The sequence below is a fragment of the Streptomyces hokutonensis genome (assembly GCF_042751305.1).
In the GTDB taxonomy this organism is placed as follows: domain Bacteria; phylum Actinomycetota; class Actinomycetes; order Streptomycetales; family Streptomycetaceae; genus Streptomyces; species Streptomyces hokutonensis_A.
Map to the genome: position 1 here is coordinate 109,263 of NZ_JBHYWD010000015.1, position 19,079 is coordinate 128,341.

Here is a 19,079-nt window from a genome sequence, read left to right on the forward strand (position 1 = left end):
GCTACCCGACCTTGGACAGCCGCGCGGTCGGGGAGCCCTCGGCGGAGCTGTCCGAGGCGTAGGTGAGGTCGTCGCCGGTGGGGGTGAGGGTGACCGTGTGGGCGGCCTGGTTGCACACGTCGCGGTTGGTCTTCGCGCCCGCCGCGCTCGCGACGAGCCGGGTCCTGGTCACCTGCTTCAGGGTCAGTACGTCGTCGCAGACACCGCCGAGCTGGTCGGTCTGCCGGAGAACGCCCAGCTGCTGCCCGACGCTCGCCTTGGCGATCGTCAGCCGGAAGCTCCCGTCCGGGAGGGTGCCGCCGAGCGCGGTGCCCTCGCCCTCCCAGGTGCCGAGGTAGGAGGCGGGGACGGACTGCGGCAGGGTGGGGGCGGGTGAACTCGGGCCGCTGCTCGGCTCCTTGCTGGCCGCGGTGGTCGTCCCGTTGCCCGGTTCTCCGGTCGAGGTCGAGGTCGCGGTGGGGGCCGAGCCCGCGGAGGCGTCCGAGCCCTTGTCGCCCGGGTGGATCCAGTACAGGAAGGTCGGCACGAGGGTCGCCACCGCGAGCGCCCCGGCGACGGCCAGGGCCACCGTGCAACCGACCCTGCGCCCCCGCCCGTCCACACCCGGAGCCGACGTGGCGGCGACGGACACGGAGAACTTCCCCGGCCGCTTGCCGGAGTCCGGCGGGACGGTGTCGTCCAGGGGCAGGCCGTCGCGCGGAGGCGCGTCACGGGGCTCGGGCACAAAAGTGGGCGGTCCCACGGGCGGCCCCACGGGTGGCCCCACGGGCTGCTTGGGCATCACCGGCGCCGGCCCGAACGCCCCGCCCTCAACGGCACCGCCCCCCGCCCCCACCGAGGGACTGCTGAACGCCACCGGCCCCGACGGCACTCCCTCGGCCACCCCCGCCGCCTCAAGGTTCAGCAGCTGTACGGCACTTCGGCTGACCTGCTCGACCAGTGCCCCCGGCAGCCACCCACCGGCGACCAGGCGCGCGGCCCCTTCGGGAGCGAGCCGCCTGGACACCTCGCCCGGACTCGGCCGCGAGGCGGGGTCCTTGGCGAGACAGGCCATGGCCAGCTCCCGCAACTCGCCGCCCAACTCCCCCAGTTCGGGTTCCTCGTGGACGACCTTGTAGAGCAGCGCGGCCGAGGAGTCACCGCGGAAGGGCGACTCACCGGTGGCCGCGTAGACCAGCACGGCCCCCAGGGAGAAGACGTCCGACGCTCCCGTCGCGCCCTTCCCGAGGATCTGCTCGGGGGCCATGTAGCCGGGCGAGCCGACGGAGACGCCGGTGGAGGTGAGGGAGGCCGTGCCGTCCGTGGCGCGGGCGATCCCGAAGTCGATGAGGAGGGGGCCGTCGAGAGTGAGAAGCACGTTGGACGGCTTCACGTCCCGGTGCACGAGCCCCAGTTCGTGGACGGCCGTCAGCGCCTCGGCGAGCCCCGCGCCCAGGGCCCGTACGGAAGCGGTGGGCAGTGGCCCGCCGTCCGTGACGGCGGCGGAGAGCGAGGGACCGGCCGCGTACGCCGTGGCGACCCAGGGCACGGCGGCCTCCGGGTCCGCGTCCAGGACCGGCGCGGTCCAGGCGCCGCCCACCCGGCGCGCGGCGTCGACCTCGCGGCGGAAGCGGGCGCGGAACTCCTCGTCGAGCGCGAAGTGCGGATGCACGATCTTGACCGCGACCGTACGGCCGCCCGCGCTGCGCCCGAGATAGACGCGTCCCATCCCGCCGGAGCCGAGCCGTCCGAGCAGCCGGTAGGGCCCCACGACCGTGGGTTCGTCGCTGCCGAGCGGTTGCATGCCGTCCACCCCTCCCCCGTACGACTTCCAGCAGGGTAGTGCGCCGCGCCCCTCCGGTTCCTAGGGCTGGAGCAGATCCACCTTCACGTCGGCCGGGAAACCGGTGGTCGCCCCCACCCGGCGGGCGAACTCGGCGACAGCGGCCAGCTGGGGTGCGCCGAAGCGGAAGTCGAGGGTGGTGAAGTAGCGCTCCAGGATCTCTTCGTCGAAGTCCTCCCAGCGGGCGGCCTGTTCGGCGACCTTTCCGACCTCTTCCAGGGAGAGGTTGCGGGACGCGAGGAAGGCCTCGTGCACCTTGCGGGTGATGCCCGGTTCGCGCTCCAGGTAGTCGCGGCGGGCGGCCCACACGGCGAAGACGAACGGCAGCCCGGTCCACTCCTTCCAGAGCGTGCCGAGGTCGTGCACCTCCAGCCCGAAGCGGGGCCCGTCGAGCAGGTTGGCGCGCAGCGCCGCGTCACCGATGAGCACGGCGGCCTCGGCCTCCTGCATCATCAGGCTCAGGTCGGGCGGGCAGGTGTAGTAGTCGGGGCGCACGCCGTAGCGCTCGGCCAGCAGGAGCTGGGCGAGGCGGACCGAGGTGCGTGAGGTGGAGCCGAGGGCGACCCGGCGGCCGTCCAGCTGGTCCAGCGGGACCTGCGAGACGATCACGCAGGACATCACCGGGCCGTCGCAGCCGACGGCGATGTCGGGGAAGGCGACCAGATCGTCCGCGTTGCGGAGGAACTCGACGAGTGTGATGGGGCCGATGTCGAGGTCCCCCCGCACCAGCTGCTCGCTGAGCTTCTCCGGGGTGTCCTTGGTGAGCTCGAAGTCGAGAAGCGTGCCCGTTCTCGCGAGCCCCCAGTACAGGGGCAGGCAGTTCAGGAACTGGATGTGGCCGACGCGCGGCCGGGTGCGAGAATTGTCCACAACGCGAGGCTAGACCTCATGAGGTACGCTCCATACTTCGGCCCCACAGTCAAGCGTTTGGCGATCTTCAAACGTCCGGGTGATGTGATCTTGGCCTCTATTGCTTTCGGCTGCCCGCGTGCTAGGCTCGCCGCAAGTTGCAGTTTGGTTTCCCTTGCAGTACAGAGCCTGCGGAGCATGTAACCGCAGGCTCTAGTCGTTTTCAGACGTATGCAGTAGTGCGGGACTTGTTTTCACACTTGCAGGGTTCTGGAGCAGGGCAACCCTTTGGGCCCAAGGAGGGCTTATGGCTACCGGAACCGTGAAGTGGTTCAACGCCGAAAAGGGCTTTGGCTTCATCGCCCAAGAAGGCGGCGGCCCCGACGTCTTCGTTCACTACTCCGCGATCAACGCGAGCGGTTTCCGTTCGCTGGAGGAGAACCAGCAGGTCTCCTTCGACGTGACCCAGGGCCCGAAGGGCCCGCAGGCGGAGAACGTCACCCCCGTCTGAGTCACACGATCGTAGTTATTCGGTCTCGGAGCCTGGTGCTTTGATCCGGAACAGATAGCAGTACCCAAGGAGCCCCGCGCCGCAAGGCGACGGGGCTCCTGCCTTTGCCTCCGGCGGTCGGGCGGGCTGTCGGTGGGGGTCGGTAGGGTCCCGGCCCATGACATCCACCGAAGACGAGGCCGAATCCGAGGCCCCATCCGAATCCGAAGCCGGCTTCGTGACCACCACCCGGATCTTCTACGACGCGATCGCCGAGGACTACGCGGAGATGTTCGCCGGGGAGCTCACCGGGCCGCGGGACGGGGCGGTGCTGGCCGATTTCGCGGAGCTGGTGATCCGGGCCGGAGGCGGACAGGTGGCCGACCTCGGCTGCGGGCCGGGGCGGGTGACCGGGTACCTCTCCTCACTGGGCTTGCCGGTCTTCGGCGTGGACCTGTCCGAGCCGATGCTCGCGATCGCGCGCCGCGAGAACCCGGACCTGTGCTTCCGGCAGGGCTCGATGCTGGAGCTGGACATCCCGGACGAGACGCTCGCGGGGGCCGTCTCCTGGTACTCGTCCATCCACACCCCTGTGGACCGACTCCCGTCCCTCTTCACGGAGTTCCACCGCGTCCTGGCCCCCGGCGGCCACCTCCTGATCGCCTTCCAGGCGGGCGACCACCCCCTCACCCTCGACCGGCCCTTCGGCCACCCGGTACGCCTGGACTTCGAACGGCGGCGACCGGAGGCGATGGCGGAACTGCTGGAGGCGGCGGGGTTCGAAGTCCGGTCACGGACCGTGCGGGAGGCGAAGACGGAACTCGGGGAGTCGTCAGCCCAGGCGTTTCTGACCGGCCGCAAGGCGGTCCCGGTTCTGTAGGGCTTGGCGGGCACCGACCTCGCTGGGGTATTCGCGGACGGTGAAGGCGGCGGCCAGCGTGCCGACGCTCCATGCGAAGAGGGCCGGTACGACGGGGAGCACGAGCAGCGCTGGGATGAGAGCGGCGCGGCCCAGGTTCTGGCCGCGCCGGGTGTCATAGCGCTTGTCCGTCCAGGCCTGGGCAGGGGTCGGCGGGTTCAGCAGCTTCTTGTGAATGGCCCGGCGCTGTTGCGACCAACCCCAGACCGCGAATCCGCACGATGCGGCCGCCTGCGTCCAGTCCCACACCAGGCGCAGGGCCGGAGGCAGGTGAACGCGGAACGACTGGTAGAGCTCGACGACGACGCCACACATCAGGGCCATCAGTACGAACCAGAGGAGCGCACCGGAGGCACGGCGCAGCCAGTAGCCGAAGCCGCGCTTGTACCAGGTCCTGCCGAGGCCGGGAAGCTTCGGGATGTCGGAGGGGGTGGTCATGTTCCGGACGAGTGCTCCTGCAGCCAGCGGCGGGCGCCGACCTCGCTGGGGTATTCGCGGACGGTGAGCCAGGCGACGAACCAGCTGACGGCGTAGGCGAGAATCGCCGGCAGCACGGGAGCCACGATCAGCGCAGGGAGCACGGCGGCACGAGCCAGACCCGGTGCCCGCGTGCTCTGCCCGCGTCTGGCGGCCTGGGCCTGCTTGGGAGTGGGCGGGTCCAGGAGGCCCTTGCGCAGTTCCCGGCGCTGCTTTACCCACCCCCAGACCAGGGCGGCAGAGCACATGATCGCCTGCACCACGTCCCAGACCCTACGGACGGTCGGCGGTAGATCAGTGCGGGGAACACCCAGGTAGAGCCTGAGCTCGATGTAACAGAGGAAGGCCAGAACCGAGAGCCACAGCACGGCCGTCGCGATCCTGCGCAGCCAGTAGCGCACCCCGCGCTTGTACCACGTGGTGCCCAGCGCAGGCAGAGCCGGGATCTGGGCGGGACTTCCCGTCACCGGGGTATCAGAAGAGGCTCTTGATGCCATGCCACACGTCATCCTTCAGTCGTACGACGTCGTCCCCGGTCTCCGAGGCGACATTGCCGACGCCGTGCAGCACGCCGCCGACCACACCGTGGTCATGAACGTCCTCGCTCCAGTGCTCGTGGAACGAGTGGTCAAGGACATCCGTCCCGAGGATCGCCGCCCCGACGCCGACCGCCGCCACGGCCACCGCGCCTTCGACGGGCGCCGCCGCCACCGCGAGGGCGCCGACGACCACACCACCGACAGCCGCACCGACATCCACCGTCACCGAGTGCTGCCACGACCACCCCTTGTCATGGTCGTCCTTCGCCTCGATCAGCCCACAAGCGGCCGCCGCCGCGACATCCAGGACCGGTATCTCCTTGAGGAACTCCGGCACTGCCTCAAGCCCCTTGCCCAGCCTCAACGCGTCCGCCGCGTCCGCGAGTTTGACGTTCAGGAGCCGGTCGTAGGGCAGCTTGCTGCTGCCGACGTCGGCGCGGGCGACGGCCTCCTCCAGGGAGTCGACCTGCATGACGGCGTCGCGGTAGGCGCTCTTGGCGGGCAGGTCCTTGGGGAGGGAGCGGCCCGCTTTCTGGTACGCCTTGCGTTCCGCGCGGAGTTCCTTCTTCGCCGTCTGCTCCGCGGCCTTCGCGTCGTCGAGCTGGGCGCGCGCCTTCTTGCCGCCGGCCCGCGCGTCCTCCGCGTCGTAGGCGTACAGACCGCGCAGCGCGTCCGCGATGGTGATCTTGTCGCCGGTCGACACCGGGTCCGTGACCTGGGCGTACAGCCCGCGCAGCTTGTCCGCGGCGACCAGCCGTGCGTGCTGGGCGGTGTGCTCGACCTGCTTGCGGACCGTGTCGTACTCGGTCATCGCGGAGATGGCTTTCTGGTCGGCCGCGCTGGGTGGGTTCGCCGTGAGCATGGGCAGGGGTACGCCCTTGTCGCCCATGGACACGCCCTTGCCCGTGGCGACGTGCTCGGCGTTCTGGAGTGCCGTCTCGCAGGTGGACAGCGCGTCGGCGAGGGTGCCGAGGATGTCCCCGGCCTCGAACACCAGGCTGGCGAACGCGCCGGCCGTCAGCGCGTCCTCGCTCCACTTCGCGCGGAACTCCTCCGCCGCGTCGCCCTTCCACCCGGCGTCTTCGACGAGCGACTCGACGGCATTGGTCACCGGCCGTACCACGTCGTCGAGTTGGTCCTTGGCGTTCTTGTACGTGGTGGCCATCGTGTGCAGTCCGCCGATGTCGCCGCCGATCCAGCTGTCGCCCATCAGTCCTCTCCCACCATCAGGTCGTCGAACACCCCGTGGACGTCGACGTCGTGCCGATGGAACGAGTCACGTGCGTACGCGACCTTGTCGCCGTGGTCGTCGAGCCGGTCGGCGAAGAGGCCGTGCAGGCCGAGGATGAGATGGGCGACCTCCTTGATCGCGTCGTCGAGGCCCGCGTCCCCGCCGCTCACCACGGGCGGGGAGACCTGGGGCTGGAGTTTGCGGTAGTCGGTGGCCTGGTCGTGGAAGGTGGTGGCCATCGAGGTGAGGTCGCTCAGCACCGCCTTGAAGTCGGCCGACATCAGCGCACCTCCCGCGCGTAGGCGGCCACGTCGGCCGGCTGCCAGTTGTGCCGCCCCGGGGCGACCTTCGGGTCGAGGACGACGGTGGCTCCCCGCTCCCCCAGCGCCTCGGCGAGCGGCCCGATCGAGGTGAGCACCCACGGCTGGGCCTCGCCGAAAGCGGCCACCAGCTTCTCCACCGTGGTGAAGGCGTAGGCCGCGGTGTGCCGCGCGGGATGCTCGAAGAGTTCGTAGACGACGAACGGCACACGGACCGGCCGCCCGTCGTCGTCCACGACGTCGACGTACCGGGGATGGGCGGGCACGAATACGGGCGTCTCGTACGGTGGCACCCCGGGCCGTGGCCCCGGCCGCCCGTCCGCCGAAGGCCCCGGTGGCGGTGTCGCCTCCGCGTAGTCGAGCAGGCTGGACCGGCGCACCTCGGGCGCCTCCGCGGCCGCCGGCCCCTCCGTGTACTCAAGAAGGCGTGAACGGTTCGGCTCCCCCACCGCCGTCTCCTCATCCCCGTAGGTCGTGATCGTCGCTGTGGACGTGTTCGCGCCATCACAGTAGCCATCGACCGAGGGCTCAAATCCGGCTATGTCCGCCCTACCGGCCCGTTGCATGCGCAATGCATACGGCCGCTTGGGCGCAGCCTGGCCATCACTTGACCGGGTGATGACCAGGCCGGCCCGCGGCGCCACGACCGCTACAGCACCCCCGCCAGATCCAGCGCCGCCACATACCCGAACGTCATCGCCGGACCGATCGTCGAGCCCGCGCCCGCGTAGCTGTGGCCCATCACCGCCGCGCTCGCGTTGCCCGCCGCGTACAGACCGGGGATCACCGAACCGTCGGCCCGCAGCACCCGTGCCCGTGCGTCCGTGCGCATGCCGCCCTTGGTGCCGAGGTCGCCGGGGACGATGCGGAGGGCGTAGTACGGGGGGAGCCAGAGCGGGGCGAGGCAGGAGTTGGGGAGGATCGCGGGGTCCGTGTAGTAGTGGTCGTAGGCGCTGTCGCCGCGCCCGAAGTCGGTGTCCTTGCCGCTCGCCGCAAGGGAGTTGAAACGGGTCACTGTGGAGCGCAAAGCCGCCGCCGGGACGCCGATCGACGTGGCCAGGGCGTCCCACGTCCACGCCTTGTGGGCCGCGCCCGAGCTGTACCAGTCGTCGGGGAAGGCGAACGTCGGCAGCACGTCCCGGAAGAGGTAGCGGTTGCGGTAGTTCTGGTCGACGATCAGCCAGGCCGGGATGTCGGGGGCGGCGGCGTTGCGGTCGTACATCGTGTGGACGACGTCGCTGTAGGGGGCGGCCTCGTTGACGAAGCGGGAACCGGCCTGGTTGACCAACAGGCCGCCGGGGAGCGTGCGTTCGGCGAGGCAGAAGTAGGGGTCGGCGGGGAGCGGGATGGCCGGTCCCCACCAGGCGTCGTCCATCAGCGCGAGCGAGGCGCCCGCCCTCTGGCCCGCCCGGATGCCGTCTCCCGTGTTCTCCTTCGCGCCGACCGTCCAGTCCGTGCCGATGGGCTGGCGCTGGTACTGGGCGCGCATGGCCGCGTTGTGCTCGAAGCCGCCGGAGCCGACCACGACCCCGCGCCGGGCGCGGACCAGTCCGGCGGTTCCGTTGCGGGTGACGACGGCTCCGGTGACGGCGCCGCTCTCCAAGTACAGGTCGGTCAAAGGGGTGTTGAGCCACACCGGCACCTGCGCGGACTGGAGTCCGGCGCGCAGACCGGCGGCGAGGGACTGCCCCATGGTGAGCGGCTTCTGCCCGAGCAGCGCCGCCTGCGTCCCCCGGGCCAGGCACTCGGTCGCCACGGCGGCGCCCTTGACGTTGACCGCGGCCAGGTCGAGCCACTTGTAGTCGGCGCTGAAGACGACCATGCCGGCCGGGACGGCGAGGTACGGCGGGTTGAGGTGGGCGAGTTCGGTGCCGAGGATGTTGCCGTCGAGCTGATCGGGTTCTATGGAACGGCCGTTGGGCAGGCCGCCCGGCAACTCCGGGTAGTAGTCGCTGTATCCCTCCATCCAGCGGAAGCGCAGCGGGCTGTTGGCCATGACGAAGGAGATCATGGCGGGGCCGTGGGCGAGGAAGGACTGCTGGCGGTCGGCGGGGACGTCGGCGCCTACGACAGCGGAGAGGTAGGCCGCCGCCTTCGCGGGGGTGTCGGGGACTCCCGCCGCCACGATCACCGGGTTGTTGGGGATCCAGATCCCGGCCCCCGAGCGGGCGGCCGAGCCCCCGAAGGTCGGCGCCTTCTCCACCACGACACAGCTCAGGCCCTGTTTGGCGGCGGTCAGCGCGGCGGTCATCCCGGCCGCTCCGGACCCGATCACCACGACGTCGTAGGTGCCGAGGAGGGGGAGGTCGGCCGCTTGGGCCGAGGAGGAGACTCCGGCGACGGCGAGCGCGGCGACCGCACCACCGGCCAACACGCTTCTTCTGCCCGGGAGTTCCGCATGTGCGTCCGTGCTCGGGGTCATGGTCGCTCCAGCCCGACGGGGAAATGGGCTGGGAATGTCGCGCGGGGGTCTTGTGAAGTCAATAACCGAGACTCCCTCAAACCACCCTGAACGACGCTTAGTTCGCGTACAGCGCCTCGATGTCCCGTGCGAAGTCCCGCATCACGACCTCCCGCCGCAGTTTCATCGACGGGGTGAGGTGGCCCGCCGCCTCCGTGAAGTCCACCGGGAGGACGCTGAAGCGGCGGATGGACTCGGGGCGGGAGACGAGCTTGTTGGCGTCGTCCACGGCCCGTTGCAGGACCCCTCTCAACTCGTCGTCGTCGACGAGGAGTTCGGCGGGGACCGGGTGTTTGCCGTTCATCTGGCGCCAGTGGGTGATGCCTTCGAGGTCGAGGGTGATGAGGGCGGCGACGTAGGGGCGGCGGTCGCCGACGACGATGCACTGGGCGATCAGGGGGTGGGCGCGCAGCCAGTTCTCGAGCGGGGCCGGGGCCACGTTCTTGCCGCCGGCGGTGATCAGGATCTCCTTCTTGCGGCCGGTGATGGTCAGATAGCCGTCGTCGTCGAGGTGGCCGATGTCGCCGGTGGCGAGCCAGCCGTCCTGGGAGGCGGGGGTGACCCCGTCGCCGTGCGGGTCCCAGTAGCCGCGGAAGACCTGGCCGCCGGCGAGCAGGATCTCGCCGTCGGAGGCGATCCGGACCTTGGTGCCGGGCATCGGCCAACCCACCGTCCCCAGACGGGGTTTGAGGGGTGGCGTGCAGGTCGCGGCCGCCGTGGTCTCGGTGAGGCCGTAGCCCTCGAAGATCTCGATGCCCGCGCCGGCGTAGAACGCGGCGAGCCGGCGGCCCAGCGGGGAGCCGCCGCAGATGACGTAACGGAGCTTGCCGCCCAGCGCGTTGCGGATCTTGCGGTAGACGAGCGGGTCGTAGAAGGCGCGGGCCGTCCGCAGCGGGCCGCTGGGGCCGGAGCCCTGGCCGGACTGGCGGGTCTCCAGGGCCTCGCCGTAGCGGACGGCCGCGTTGGTCGCGCGGTCGAAGACCTTGCCCCGGCCGCCCTTCTCGGCCTTCGCCCGGGCGTTGTTGAAGACCTTCTCCAGCATGTACGGGATGGCCAGCAGGAAGGTGGGCTGGAAGCTCGCCAGGTCCGCCAGCAGGTCCTCGGACTTGAGGCTCGCGGCGTGGCCGAGGCGGACCCGGGCGCGGATGCAGGCGACCGCGACCATCCGGCCGAAGACATGGGAGTAGGGGAGGAAGAGGAGGGTGGAGGGCTCTTCGTTCGCCTTGTTCTTGAAGACGCCGTAGAGGAGTTCGATCGCGTTGTCGACCTCGGCGAGGAAGTTGCCGTGGGTGATCGCGCAGCCCTTGGGGCGGCCGGTGGTGCCCGAGGTGTAGATGACGGTGGCGAGCGTGTCGGGCAGCAACACCCCGCGCCGTACGGCGACTTCCTGGTCCGGGACGGTCCGGCCCAGTTCGGCCAGCCGGTCCAGATGGCCCTTCTCGAAGATCCACATGTGGCGCAGGTCGGGCAGCCGGGGTGTCTCCGGGCCGAGCGCCGCCGCCTGCGCGACCGTCTCGGCGGCCATCGCGACCGCGCCCGTGTCCTGGAGGATCCAGCGGATCTGGAAGATGGAGGAGGTCGGGTAGATGGGGACGGTGACCAGACCGGCCGCCCACGCGGCGAAGTCGAGGAGCGTCCACTCGTACGACGTACGCGCCATGACCGCGATCCGGTCGCCCGGCGCGAGGCCCTCCGCGATCAGCCCCTTGGCGACGGCCTGCACCTGCTCGGCGAACTCGGCCGCGGTGACGTCCGCCCAACTCCCGTCCTCCGCCTGTCTGCTGAGGACCAGGTGGTCGGGGGCCGCCGCCGCGTTCTCGAACGGCACGTCGGCGAGCGAGCCGTGGGTGGCCGGCGCCACCAGCGGCGGCACGGAGACCTCACGGACCACGCCGTCCAGCCGCCGTATCTCGGGCTCCACGAGTACGGGCGCACCGTCGTAGTCGTAGCCGGACGGGTAGGCGAGGGACATGGCAGCTCCTGAGGCGCGCAGCTTGTACCGCTCTGCTGCATTAGGTACGCATGATGCGTACCGAGGTGTTCATCCACGACCGACGGCCGGGTGTTACCTCGGGTCAGGTCGAAGATCGTACGGGTCCCTCGTGGGGACTTTGTGCGGGTTCGGGGGTGGTACGGAGCCGGGCCTGTGCAACCTCGGCGGGTTCGCAGCGTTTTGTCGGCCATACGTCGGCCGTGCGTCACCAATGCGTCACCCATGCACCCACCATGGACCGCCCGGCTCGCCCCACTTGGCCTTACCTGCGGTAACCTTACTCCGAAGTAAGCCGAAAAGAGCCGCCCAGGACATCATCCGGGAGTGGGACATGGCCAACCCCTATCCACCCCTCACCGACACCCCCGCGCTCACCCCGCTCCTTCTCCGCGGCGCCCTCCTCTCCCCCTTCAAACGGCCCCGCGCCGACGCCGAGTTCCCCCGCACCCGGCTCGTCCTGCCCGGCGTCCGCGTCGACCTGGCCAAGCTGGCCGCCTACGAGCGGGTGTGCGGTTTCCCCACCGGCGACGACGCCCTGCCCATCACCTATCCGCACGTCCTCGGCTTCCCGCTGGCCATGCGCCTGATGAGCTGCCGCGCCTTTCCGCTGCCGCTGCTCGGCCTGGTCCACACCTCGGTGGAGATCACCCGGCACACGGCGACACCGGCCACCGGCGAGTACGAACTCACGGTCTACGTCGACGAGTTGGCCCCGCACCGGCGCGGCACCGAGGCGACGGTCACGACGGAGATGCGGGCCGGGGGCGTACTCGCCTGGGAGTCACGGAGCACCTATCTCGCCCGGCACCGCACGGAGGCGCAGCCCCCCGCAGCGACCGGGGAGCCCGAACCCCTGCCCACTGTCGCCGAGTGGCGGCTCGGCGAGGACGTGGGCCGGCGCTACGGCGCCGCGTCCGGCGACCGCAACCCGATCCACCTCCACCCGCTCACCGCCCGCCTGTTCGGCTTCCCCCGGGCCATCGCGCACGGCATGTGGACGGCGGCCCGCTGTCTCGCCGCCCACGGGACCCCCGAACGGGCGCTGGTGCGGGCCGAGTTCAGGGCGCCGGTGCTGCTGCCGGGAACCGTGGAGTACGCGGCGCTCGGCGACCGGTTCGCGTTGCGGGACGTGACCGGCCGGACACACGTGGAGGGGTTCGTGCGCCCGCCCGTTGTCTGATCTCCAGTGAACACTGAGCGAACAAAAAACGTCCGGCTCCTTTCGGCGCTTCACGGAACCCCAGGCGAACAAAGGGTCCTTGAGCATTCCGCACAGGAAAACCCCAGCCCACCCAAGGCACTTTCAAGCGATCGCTCATGCATTCCTCAGGGTTCCTTCTTACCCTCGCCTCACTTCGCCGGACCCGCCAGGAAGGGCCCCTGAGCCATGCCCCCCAGACGCATCGCCGTACTCGCCGACTCGGACACCCGCTGGAAGTGGGGCGCGTCCGTGGCACAGCAGATCGCCCCGGGGCACGCCCTCGACGCGTACTTCCTGCGCGGCCGGTCGACCCCGACCGAGCGGCAGCTCGCCGAGATCGGCATCGAACCCGACACCGCGCGCGAACTCCCCACCGCCGAACTGGTCGACGACGCGGACCTGGCCGACGCGGACATCGTCGTCATGGCCGTCTCCGGCGGCACGGTTCTCGCCCTCACCCACAGCCTCGGCCTCGCCTGGTCGGGCCGCGAACACCGGCCCATCACCGTCACCGGATACGTCGGCGTCGTCTACGAGAAGATGATCGACGGACTGCTCACCCGCGGCGGCACCGACATCGTCCTCGCCAACTCCACCTACGACGCACGCCGGTTCGGCGCCGCGTTCGCGAGCGTCGGCGTCGACCCGGACTCGGTCGTGGAGTGCGCGCTGCCCTTCCTCGGCGGCGAGCCCTACCGGCCGTCCACCGAACGGCCGTTCACCCTCACCTTCGCCGTCCAGCCCTCCGTCCCCAAGGGCAAGCAGGACCGGATGCGGCTCCTGGAGCGGGCCGCCGCGCACGCCCGGCGCCACCCCGACCGCCAGGTCCTGATGAAGCTGCGCAGCCTCCCCGGCGAACACACCACCCACGTCGAGGCCGACCCCTACCAGCTCCTCATCCAGAACCTCGCCGAACCCGCCCCCGCCAACCTCCAGTTGGTCTACGGCAACATGGGCGAGGTCCTCGACCGCACCGACCTCCTGGTGACCGTCAGCTCCACCGCCGCCCTGGAGTCGATGCAGCGGGGCATACCCACCGCGATACTCACCGACTTCGGCGTCCGCGAGGCACACGGCAACCACTACTTCATCCACTCCGGCTGCCTGGCCTCCTGGGACGAACTCGACGCCGGCGCCCTCCCGTTGCCCGACCCCGCCTGGGCCGACGCCCAGGGCATCGGCAAGAGCGACCCCTACGCCGCCGCCCGCGCCCGCGTGGCCGCGCTGCGCGCCGCGGGACCGCTGCCGACGCTGCGCCCCTACTACACACCGGAACGCGCCGGCATCTACCTGGGCGGCCTGCTGGCCCGCAACGGCTTCGACGAGAAGGGCCGCCCGCTGGGCACCCCGCTGGGCACGGGCGGTTCGGGCCTGAAGAGGGCCGTACGAGGAGTCGCCCGGCGCGGTGCCAAGGCCGTGTACCGGGTGGGATACCAGCGGGTGGCGCCGACGCTGCGCAAGTGGGGGGCCGTCTGAGACCTCAGGGCCGGTCCTCGGTGACGGCCGGCGGTGACCAGGGCCGCCCCTCCATCAGGTTGCCGAGGCCGGCCCACGCGAAGTTCATCAGGGTCGCCGCCGTCTGCTTCGCGGTGACGCCCGGGGTCGCGTTGGACCAGGCGGCGAGGGACTCGGCGGCACCGACCAGCGCCTCCGCGAGGCCGGCCACCTCGCGCTCGGCGAGGTCGGGGTCACGGTCGCGGTGCGCCTCGCGGGCGGTGACCGCGATCAACTCGGTGACGAACGCGACGAGTTCGGCGCGCAGCGCGGCCACCTCGGCCGCGAAGGGCTCGCCGTGCGTGCGGGCCTGGAGATGCAGGACGGACCAGCCGTCCGGATGTTGGGCGGTGTGGGTGAAGAACGCCCGCAGCCCGTCCCAGAGTTGGCGGTCGGCGGGCAAGCGGGTGTCGACCCCGGCCCGTACCGCCTCGGTGAGGGCCTGGCCCTCGCGCCGGATGCACGCGGTGAACAGGTCTTCCTTCGAGTTCAGATAGAGATACACCAACGGCTTGGACACGCCCGCGAGTTCGGCTATCTCGTCCATCGACGCGGCCATGTAGCCACGCTGTCCGAAGGTCCGCACGGCGGCGTCGAGCATCTGCTGCTCACGGACCGCACGCGGCATCCGCTTGGTCTTCACGGCACCCATGGGGGCAAGGGTAGTTCGGCCCAGGTGTCAGGAAGTCTGCCCCTGCGCACCGGCGGCGTCGACGGCCTCGTCCTCCTGGTTGCGGTTGGCGTCCAGGTTCGCCTTCATCCGGTCGACCCGCTCGACGATCTGCACCGAGGCCCGGTCCCGCACCCCGCGCAGCACCACGAAGCTGATCGGCGCCGAGATCACCAGCGCCAGCAGCACGATCCACATGCCGTTGGACTCACCGAAGCCGCGCGGGAAGACGCCGAGGTAGACGAGGCCCCAGACGACTCCGAGGCAGCCCGCGAAGACTCCGAGGCGCATCAGCGTGTAGCGGAACATCTCAATCCACTCTTCCGTAACCGTGACGAACAGGCCCAACCAGTGAAGCACGCGCCCCCACCGATCTTCGGGCGGGGTACGCGGCTCACCTCAGCGGCTCACAGCAGGGGCAGCAGCATGAAGATGTCGTCCCGGTCGTCACCCGGGGCGACGCGGATCGCGCCGGGCACCCGGCCGACCTCCTTGTAGCCGCAGGAGCCGTAGAAGCGCTCCAGACCGTGGCCGCCCCGGCAGGTGAGGCGGATCGCCTCGATGCCGTCGAGACCGCGGGCCGCCGTCTCGGCGGCGGCCAGCAGATCCCGCCCGTAGCCCTTGCCCTGGTGGCGGGGGTGGACCATCACCGTGTAGAGCCACAGCCAGTGCAGCATCAGGCGGTGGGTGTTGAACGCGAGGAACACGGTCGCGGCGACCGTGCCCGTCTCGTCCCGGCCGACCAGCAGCCGGGTGCGGCCCTCCGCCATGGAGACGAAGTGCTTGATCAGCTCGGGCCGTATCTCGTCCACCGTGACCGGTGCCACGAAGCCGACCGAGCCGCCCGCGTTGGAGACGTCCGCCCAGAGCGTGAGGATCTCCTCGCGCAGGGCAGGGGTTATCGCGGGGTCCAGTTCGAAGGTGAGCGCCATCGTTCCGTGTTCACACTCGCATCGGCTGCGGCGACTCCCGCCGCGCCGGGTCCGGGCCGTCGTACTCGCGGATGATCTCGTAGCGCGTGTTCCGCTCGACCGGCTGGAAACCGGCGTCGCGGATCAGGTCGAGGAGGTCGTCGCGGGTGAGCTTGTTCGGGGTGCCGTAGTTGTCGGCGTCGTGCGTGATCTTGTACTCGACGACCGAGCCGTCCATGTCGTCCGCGCCGTGCTGGAGCGCGAGCTGGGCGGTCTGGACGCCGTGCATGACCCAGAAGACCTTGACGTGCGGGACGTTGTCGAAGAGCAGCCGCGAGACCGCGAAGGTCTTCAGGGCCTCCGCGCCGGTCGCCATCTGCGTACGCGCCTGGAGGCGGTTCCGTACCTTCCCGTCCTTCATGTCCACGAAGTCGTGCTGGTAGCGCAGCGGGATGAAGACCTGGAAACCGCCGGTCTCGTCCTGGAGTTCACGCAGCCGCAGCACGTGGTCCACGCGGTGGCGCGGCTCCTCGATGTGGCCGTAGAGCATGGTGCACGGAGTCTTGAGCCCCTTCTCGTGCGCCAGCCGGTGGATGCGCGACCAGTCCTCCCAGTGCGTGCGGTGGTCCACGATGTGCTGGCGGACCTCCCAGTCGAAGATCTCGGCGCCGCCGCCGGTCAACGACTCCAGACCCGCGTCGATCAGCTCGTCGAGGATCTCGGAGGCGCTGAGCCCCGAGATCGTCTCGAAGTGATGGATCTCCGTCGCCGTGAAGGCCTTCAGCGAGACGTTCGGGAGGGCCTTCTTCAGCTCGCTCAGGGAGCGCGGGTAGTAGCGCCAGGGGAGGTTCGGGTGCAGGCCGTTGACGATGTGCAGCTCGGTGAGGTTCTCGCCCTCCATCGCCTTCGCGAGGCGGACGGCCTCCTCGATCCGCATCGTGTACGCGTCCTTCTCGCCCGGCTTGCGCTGGAACGAGCAGTAGGCGCAGGACGCCGTGCACACGTTGGTCATGTTGAGGTGGCGGTTGACGTTGAAGTGGACGACATCGCCGTTCTTCCGCGTCCGCACCTCGTGCGCCAGCCCGCCCAGCCAGGCCAGGTCGTCCGACTCGTACAGCGCGACGCCGTCCTCGCGGGACAGCCGCTCACCGGAGCGGACCTTCTGCTCCAGCTCGCGCTTGAGCCCGACATCCATGCCCATACCTCTTCCTGAGACAACTTCTTAAACGGTACGCCTACGCCACTACGCCTCTTCGGGCAGCTCTCCGACCCGGTTCTCCCACTTCGTGGAGAGCACGATGGTCGTACGAGTACGGGACACGCCCTTGGTCCCGGACAGCCGCCGGATGGTCTTCTCCAGGCCGTCCACGTCCGGTGCCCGCACCTTGAGCATGAACGAGTCCTCGCCCGCGATGAACCAGCAGTCCTCGATCTCGCTGAGGTCCTTCAGCCGGGCCGCCACGTCCTCGTGGTCGGCGGCGTCCGAGAGGGAGATGCCGATCAGGGCGATCACGCCGAGGCCGAGCGAGGCCGAGTCGACGGTCGCGCGGTAGCCGGTGATGACACCGGCCGCCTCCAGCCGGTTGATGCGGTCGGTGACGCTGGGTCCCGACAGGCCGACGAGGCGCCCCAGCTCCGCGTAGGAGGCCCGGCCGTTCTCTCTCAGGGCCTGGATGAGCTGCCTGTCCACCGCGTCCATGCGATCGATTGCCTTCCGGTGATGAGGATGAATAGGTGCGTGCCGTACGTCAGTTGCCGGTGGAGCGGGAACCCCCGAGGTCGCCCTTCCACCGGCGGTAGAGATCGTGCTCGACGCCCGCCGCGTCCAGGACCCGCCCGGCGACGAAGTCCACCAGGTCCTGGATGTGGGTGGCGCCGGCGTAGAAACCGGGCGAGGCCGGCACCACGGCCGCGCCCAGGTCGTCCAGGGTCACGAGGTGCCGCAGCGTCTGCCCGTTCAACGGCGTCTCGCGTACGGACACCACCAGCCGGCGCCGCTCCTTGAGGGTCACGCTCGCCGCCCGCTGCAACAGGTCCTTGCTCAGCCCGAGGGCGACCCCGGCGACACAGGCGGTCGACGCGGGCACGATCAGCATGCCCTTCGCGGGGTACGACCCCGAGGACGGCCCCGCCGCGAGATCGCCCGCGCTCCAGTGCCGTACGGCGGCGATGTCGGGCTCGAAGGTGCCGGGCTTGCCGTCGGCGCCGCGGGCCAGCCATTCGCGCAGGTCGTCCCGCCAGTGCGCGTCCCTGAAGGAGATCCCCGTCTCGTCGAGGAGGGTGAGCCGGGACGCCCGGGACACGACGAGGTCGACACTCTCGCCCGCGTCGAGGAGCCCGCGCAGCACCGCAGCCGCGTATGGGGTGCCGGAAGCGCCGGACACCCCTACGATCCAAGGCGTACGCGGCGTCTCTCCTGGCTTGACTGGGTTCACGGGACCGAGCCTAGCTGGCGTCGCGGAACGGGAACCGGCCAAGGGGCCCGGGGCGTTCTTCTGTGGGGACAAGTGGACCGCGAGTGGACCGTGGGGGGTGCCATGTCGGGTACGGAGTCGGAGTGGTCGCGGGGCGACCGCGCGAAGGCCGCGGCCAAGCTGATGGTGGGCTGGGTCGCGCTGTTGTGGCTGCTCGAAGTGGTGGACGTGGTGTCCGGCCACGCGCTGGACAGCCTCGGGATCGTGCCGCGCGAGCCGTCCGAGCTGCTCGACATCGTGCCGGCCGCGTTCATCCACTTCGGCTTCGCCCATGTGGCGGCGAACAGTGTGCCGCTGCTGGTGTTCGGCTTCCTCGCCGCGCTGGGCGGCCTCCGCCGCTTCGCCGCGGTCTGCGCGCTGATCATCGTCGCGGACGGCCTCGGCGTCTGGCTCATATCCCCGGCGCACACCAACACGGCGGGCGCCTCCGGCCTGATCTTCGGCCTCTTCGGCTTCCTGCTGGTCACCGGCTTCGTCGAGCGCCGCCCGCTGGGCATAGCCGTCGGCCTGCTGATCGGCGTGGTCTGGGGCACGTCGATCCTGTTCGGCCTCGCGCCCACGCAGTCGGGGGTCAGCTGGCAGGCACACCTGATCGGACTGGCGGCGGGGGTGACGGCGGCGTTCGCGTTCCGGCGCCCCGCCCAACAGAGGCCGGCGCTTCAGGCCTGAGGGCGGGCTTTCGGGTCGACCGGGAGGTGAGCGGTGGGGATGGTCAGCTTGCCCAGGGGGGAGTCGACGGCGACCTCGGTTCCGTACGGGATGGTGTCGCGGCCACGGTAGCCGTCAGGTCCCGGGTTCCACATCGTGACGCAGTGGCCCTTGAGGGAGTCGAGGATCAGGTAGTTGGCGATGCCTCGGGAGGCGTACCAGCGAGGCTTGACGTCGTAGTCGCGGCGGATGCTGCCCTCAGACACCACCTCGGCCACGAACTCGATGAGGTCCGGCGGATACGCACTGCTGTTCTCGGCCTCCGCCATGGCGGGGATGACCGCGAGGTCCGGGCAGAACTCATTGGCGTCGTCGAACGGAAAGGCCACATCGCTCACCAGGACCCACTCCGACGGCAGCTGCTCCTCGATGACGGCCCACACACCCTGAATCGTGTGCCCGTGGTGCGGTGTGACCGGTGTCGCCACCACGCTGCCCTCGACGATCTCTGTCAGGAAACCGGGAAACGCGTCCTCGAAACGAGAGAGCTGCGCGTGCAGACGGTCCATGGACGCACGCT

Annotated in this window: 21 protein-coding genes; 5 read left to right on the plus strand and 16 right to left on the minus strand. The window is 70.3% G+C overall.

The window, feature by feature from the left end:
* Position 1: 1 nt before the first annotated feature.
* Positions 2-1,783 (minus strand): serine/threonine-protein kinase, encoded by a 1,782-nt coding sequence (locus tag ACFXC1_RS33445; RefSeq protein WP_381249881.1) that lies wholly within the window; start codon positions 1,781-1,783, stop codon positions 2-4.
* Positions 1,784-1,843: 60 nt separating this feature from the next.
* A complete protein-coding gene (locus tag ACFXC1_RS33450) occupies positions 1,844-2,692 on the minus strand; it encodes a menaquinone biosynthetic enzyme MqnA/MqnD family protein (protein WP_381249884.1) in 849 nt (282 codons plus the stop codon).
* A gap of 286 nt (positions 2,693-2,978) precedes the next feature.
* Here ACFXC1_RS33450 and ACFXC1_RS33455 point away from each other — a divergent pair, with 286 nt between their 5' ends.
* The gene (locus ACFXC1_RS33455; protein WP_003992177.1) at positions 2,979-3,182 is read left to right on the plus strand and encodes a cold-shock protein; all 204 of its coding nucleotides are present in this window, start codon (positions 2,979-2,981) and stop codon (positions 3,180-3,182) included.
* 157 nt (positions 3,183-3,339) lie between these two features.
* On the plus strand, positions 3,340-4,041 hold the full coding sequence (locus ACFXC1_RS33460) for a class I SAM-dependent DNA methyltransferase (protein WP_381249887.1): 702 nt from the start codon (positions 3,340-3,342) through the stop codon (positions 4,039-4,041).
* On the opposite strand, the gene ACFXC1_RS33465 is transcribed toward ACFXC1_RS33460, so the two are convergent.
* From ACFXC1_RS33465 to ACFXC1_RS33495, 7 genes are all read right to left on the minus strand, one after another.
* Positions 3,994-4,518 (minus strand): hypothetical protein, encoded by a 525-nt coding sequence (locus ACFXC1_RS33465; protein WP_381249890.1) that lies wholly within the window; start codon positions 4,516-4,518, stop codon positions 3,994-3,996. The two genes, ACFXC1_RS33460 and ACFXC1_RS33465, sit on opposite strands and share 48 nt — an antisense overlap.
* Entirely contained in the window at positions 4,515-5,024 is a 510-nt protein-coding gene (locus ACFXC1_RS33470) for a hypothetical protein (protein WP_381249892.1), read from the minus strand. Before ACFXC1_RS33470 ends, ACFXC1_RS33465 begins: the two co-directional genes overlap by 4 nt.
* Before the next feature lie 7 nt (positions 5,025-5,031).
* The gene (locus ACFXC1_RS33475) at positions 5,032-6,306 is read right to left on the minus strand and encodes a WXG100 family type VII secretion target (RefSeq protein ID WP_381249894.1); all 1,275 of its coding nucleotides are present in this window, start codon (positions 6,304-6,306) and stop codon (positions 5,032-5,034) included.
* On the minus strand, positions 6,306-6,608 hold the full coding sequence (locus ACFXC1_RS33480; RefSeq protein WP_381249897.1) for a DUF6317 family protein: 303 nt from the start codon (positions 6,606-6,608) through the stop codon (positions 6,306-6,308). Before ACFXC1_RS33480 ends, ACFXC1_RS33475 begins: the two co-directional genes overlap by 1 nt.
* Positions 6,608-7,096, minus strand: coding sequence for an SAV_915 family protein (locus ACFXC1_RS33485; protein ID WP_381249899.1), 489 nt, complete (start codon positions 7,094-7,096; stop codon positions 6,608-6,610). Before ACFXC1_RS33485 ends, ACFXC1_RS33480 begins: the two co-directional genes overlap by 1 nt.
* Before the next feature lie 200 nt (positions 7,097-7,296).
* Positions 7,297-9,069 (minus strand): 3-oxosteroid 1-dehydrogenase, encoded by a 1,773-nt coding sequence (gene kstD, locus ACFXC1_RS33490; RefSeq protein WP_381249902.1) that lies wholly within the window; start codon positions 9,067-9,069, stop codon positions 7,297-7,299.
* A gap of 97 nt (positions 9,070-9,166) precedes the next feature.
* A complete protein-coding gene (locus ACFXC1_RS33495) occupies positions 9,167-11,080 on the minus strand; it encodes an AMP-dependent synthetase/ligase (protein ID WP_381249904.1) in 1,914 nt (637 codons plus the stop codon).
* A 352-nt stretch (positions 11,081-11,432) separates the two neighbouring features.
* Between ACFXC1_RS33495 and ACFXC1_RS33500 the strand changes: the two genes are divergently transcribed.
* Together ACFXC1_RS33500 and ACFXC1_RS33505 are read left to right on the plus strand one after the other, a co-directional pair.
* The gene (locus ACFXC1_RS33500) at positions 11,433-12,281 is read left to right on the plus strand and encodes a MaoC family dehydratase (RefSeq protein ID WP_381249907.1); all 849 of its coding nucleotides are present in this window, start codon (positions 11,433-11,435) and stop codon (positions 12,279-12,281) included.
* A 207-nt stretch (positions 12,282-12,488) separates the two neighbouring features.
* A complete protein-coding gene (locus tag ACFXC1_RS33505; RefSeq protein WP_381249910.1) occupies positions 12,489-13,778 on the plus strand; it encodes a DUF6716 putative glycosyltransferase in 1,290 nt (429 codons plus the stop codon).
* A gap of 4 nt (positions 13,779-13,782) precedes the next feature.
* Here the strand turns inward: ACFXC1_RS33505 and ACFXC1_RS33510 are convergent, their stop codons facing one another.
* From ACFXC1_RS33510 to ACFXC1_RS33535, 6 genes are all read right to left on the minus strand, one after another.
* On the minus strand, positions 13,783-14,448 hold the full coding sequence (locus ACFXC1_RS33510) for a TetR/AcrR family transcriptional regulator (RefSeq protein WP_381249913.1): 666 nt from the start codon (positions 14,446-14,448) through the stop codon (positions 13,783-13,785).
* Positions 14,449-14,475: 27 nt separating this feature from the next.
* Positions 14,476-14,775 carry a DUF4229 domain-containing protein gene (locus ACFXC1_RS33515; protein WP_381249915.1) on the minus strand — a complete coding sequence of 100 codons (300 nt, stop codon included), beginning with the start codon at positions 14,773-14,775 and terminating at the stop codon, positions 14,476-14,478.
* 98 nt (positions 14,776-14,873) lie between these two features.
* Positions 14,874-15,398: a GNAT family N-acetyltransferase gene (locus tag ACFXC1_RS33520; RefSeq protein WP_381249918.1), complete on the minus strand. Its 525-nt coding sequence runs from the start codon at positions 15,396-15,398 to the stop codon at positions 14,874-14,876.
* Between the two features lie 10 nt (positions 15,399-15,408).
* Positions 15,409-16,572 carry an aminofutalosine synthase MqnE gene (mqnE, locus tag ACFXC1_RS33525; RefSeq protein WP_019074323.1) on the minus strand — a complete coding sequence of 388 codons (1,164 nt, stop codon included), beginning with the start codon at positions 16,570-16,572 and terminating at the stop codon, positions 15,409-15,411.
* A 48-nt stretch (positions 16,573-16,620) separates the two neighbouring features.
* Positions 16,621-17,076, minus strand: coding sequence for an Lrp/AsnC family transcriptional regulator (locus ACFXC1_RS33530; RefSeq protein ID WP_262063773.1), 456 nt, complete (start codon positions 17,074-17,076; stop codon positions 16,621-16,623).
* A 49-nt stretch (positions 17,077-17,125) separates the two neighbouring features.
* Positions 17,126-17,812, minus strand: coding sequence for a UbiX family flavin prenyltransferase (locus ACFXC1_RS33535; protein ID WP_381249922.1), 687 nt, complete (start codon positions 17,810-17,812; stop codon positions 17,126-17,128).
* Positions 17,813-17,914: 102 nt separating this feature from the next.
* Between ACFXC1_RS33535 and ACFXC1_RS33540 the strand changes: the two genes are divergently transcribed.
* Entirely contained in the window at positions 17,915-18,520 is a 606-nt protein-coding gene (locus ACFXC1_RS33540; RefSeq protein ID WP_381249925.1) for a rhomboid family intramembrane serine protease, read from the plus strand.
* On the opposite strand, the gene ACFXC1_RS33545 is transcribed toward ACFXC1_RS33540, so the two are convergent.
* The gene (locus tag ACFXC1_RS33545; RefSeq protein ID WP_381249928.1) at positions 18,511-19,068 is read right to left on the minus strand and encodes a Uma2 family endonuclease; all 558 of its coding nucleotides are present in this window, start codon (positions 19,066-19,068) and stop codon (positions 18,511-18,513) included. The two genes, ACFXC1_RS33540 and ACFXC1_RS33545, sit on opposite strands and share 10 nt — an antisense overlap.
* Positions 19,069-19,079: the final 11 nt, after the last annotated feature.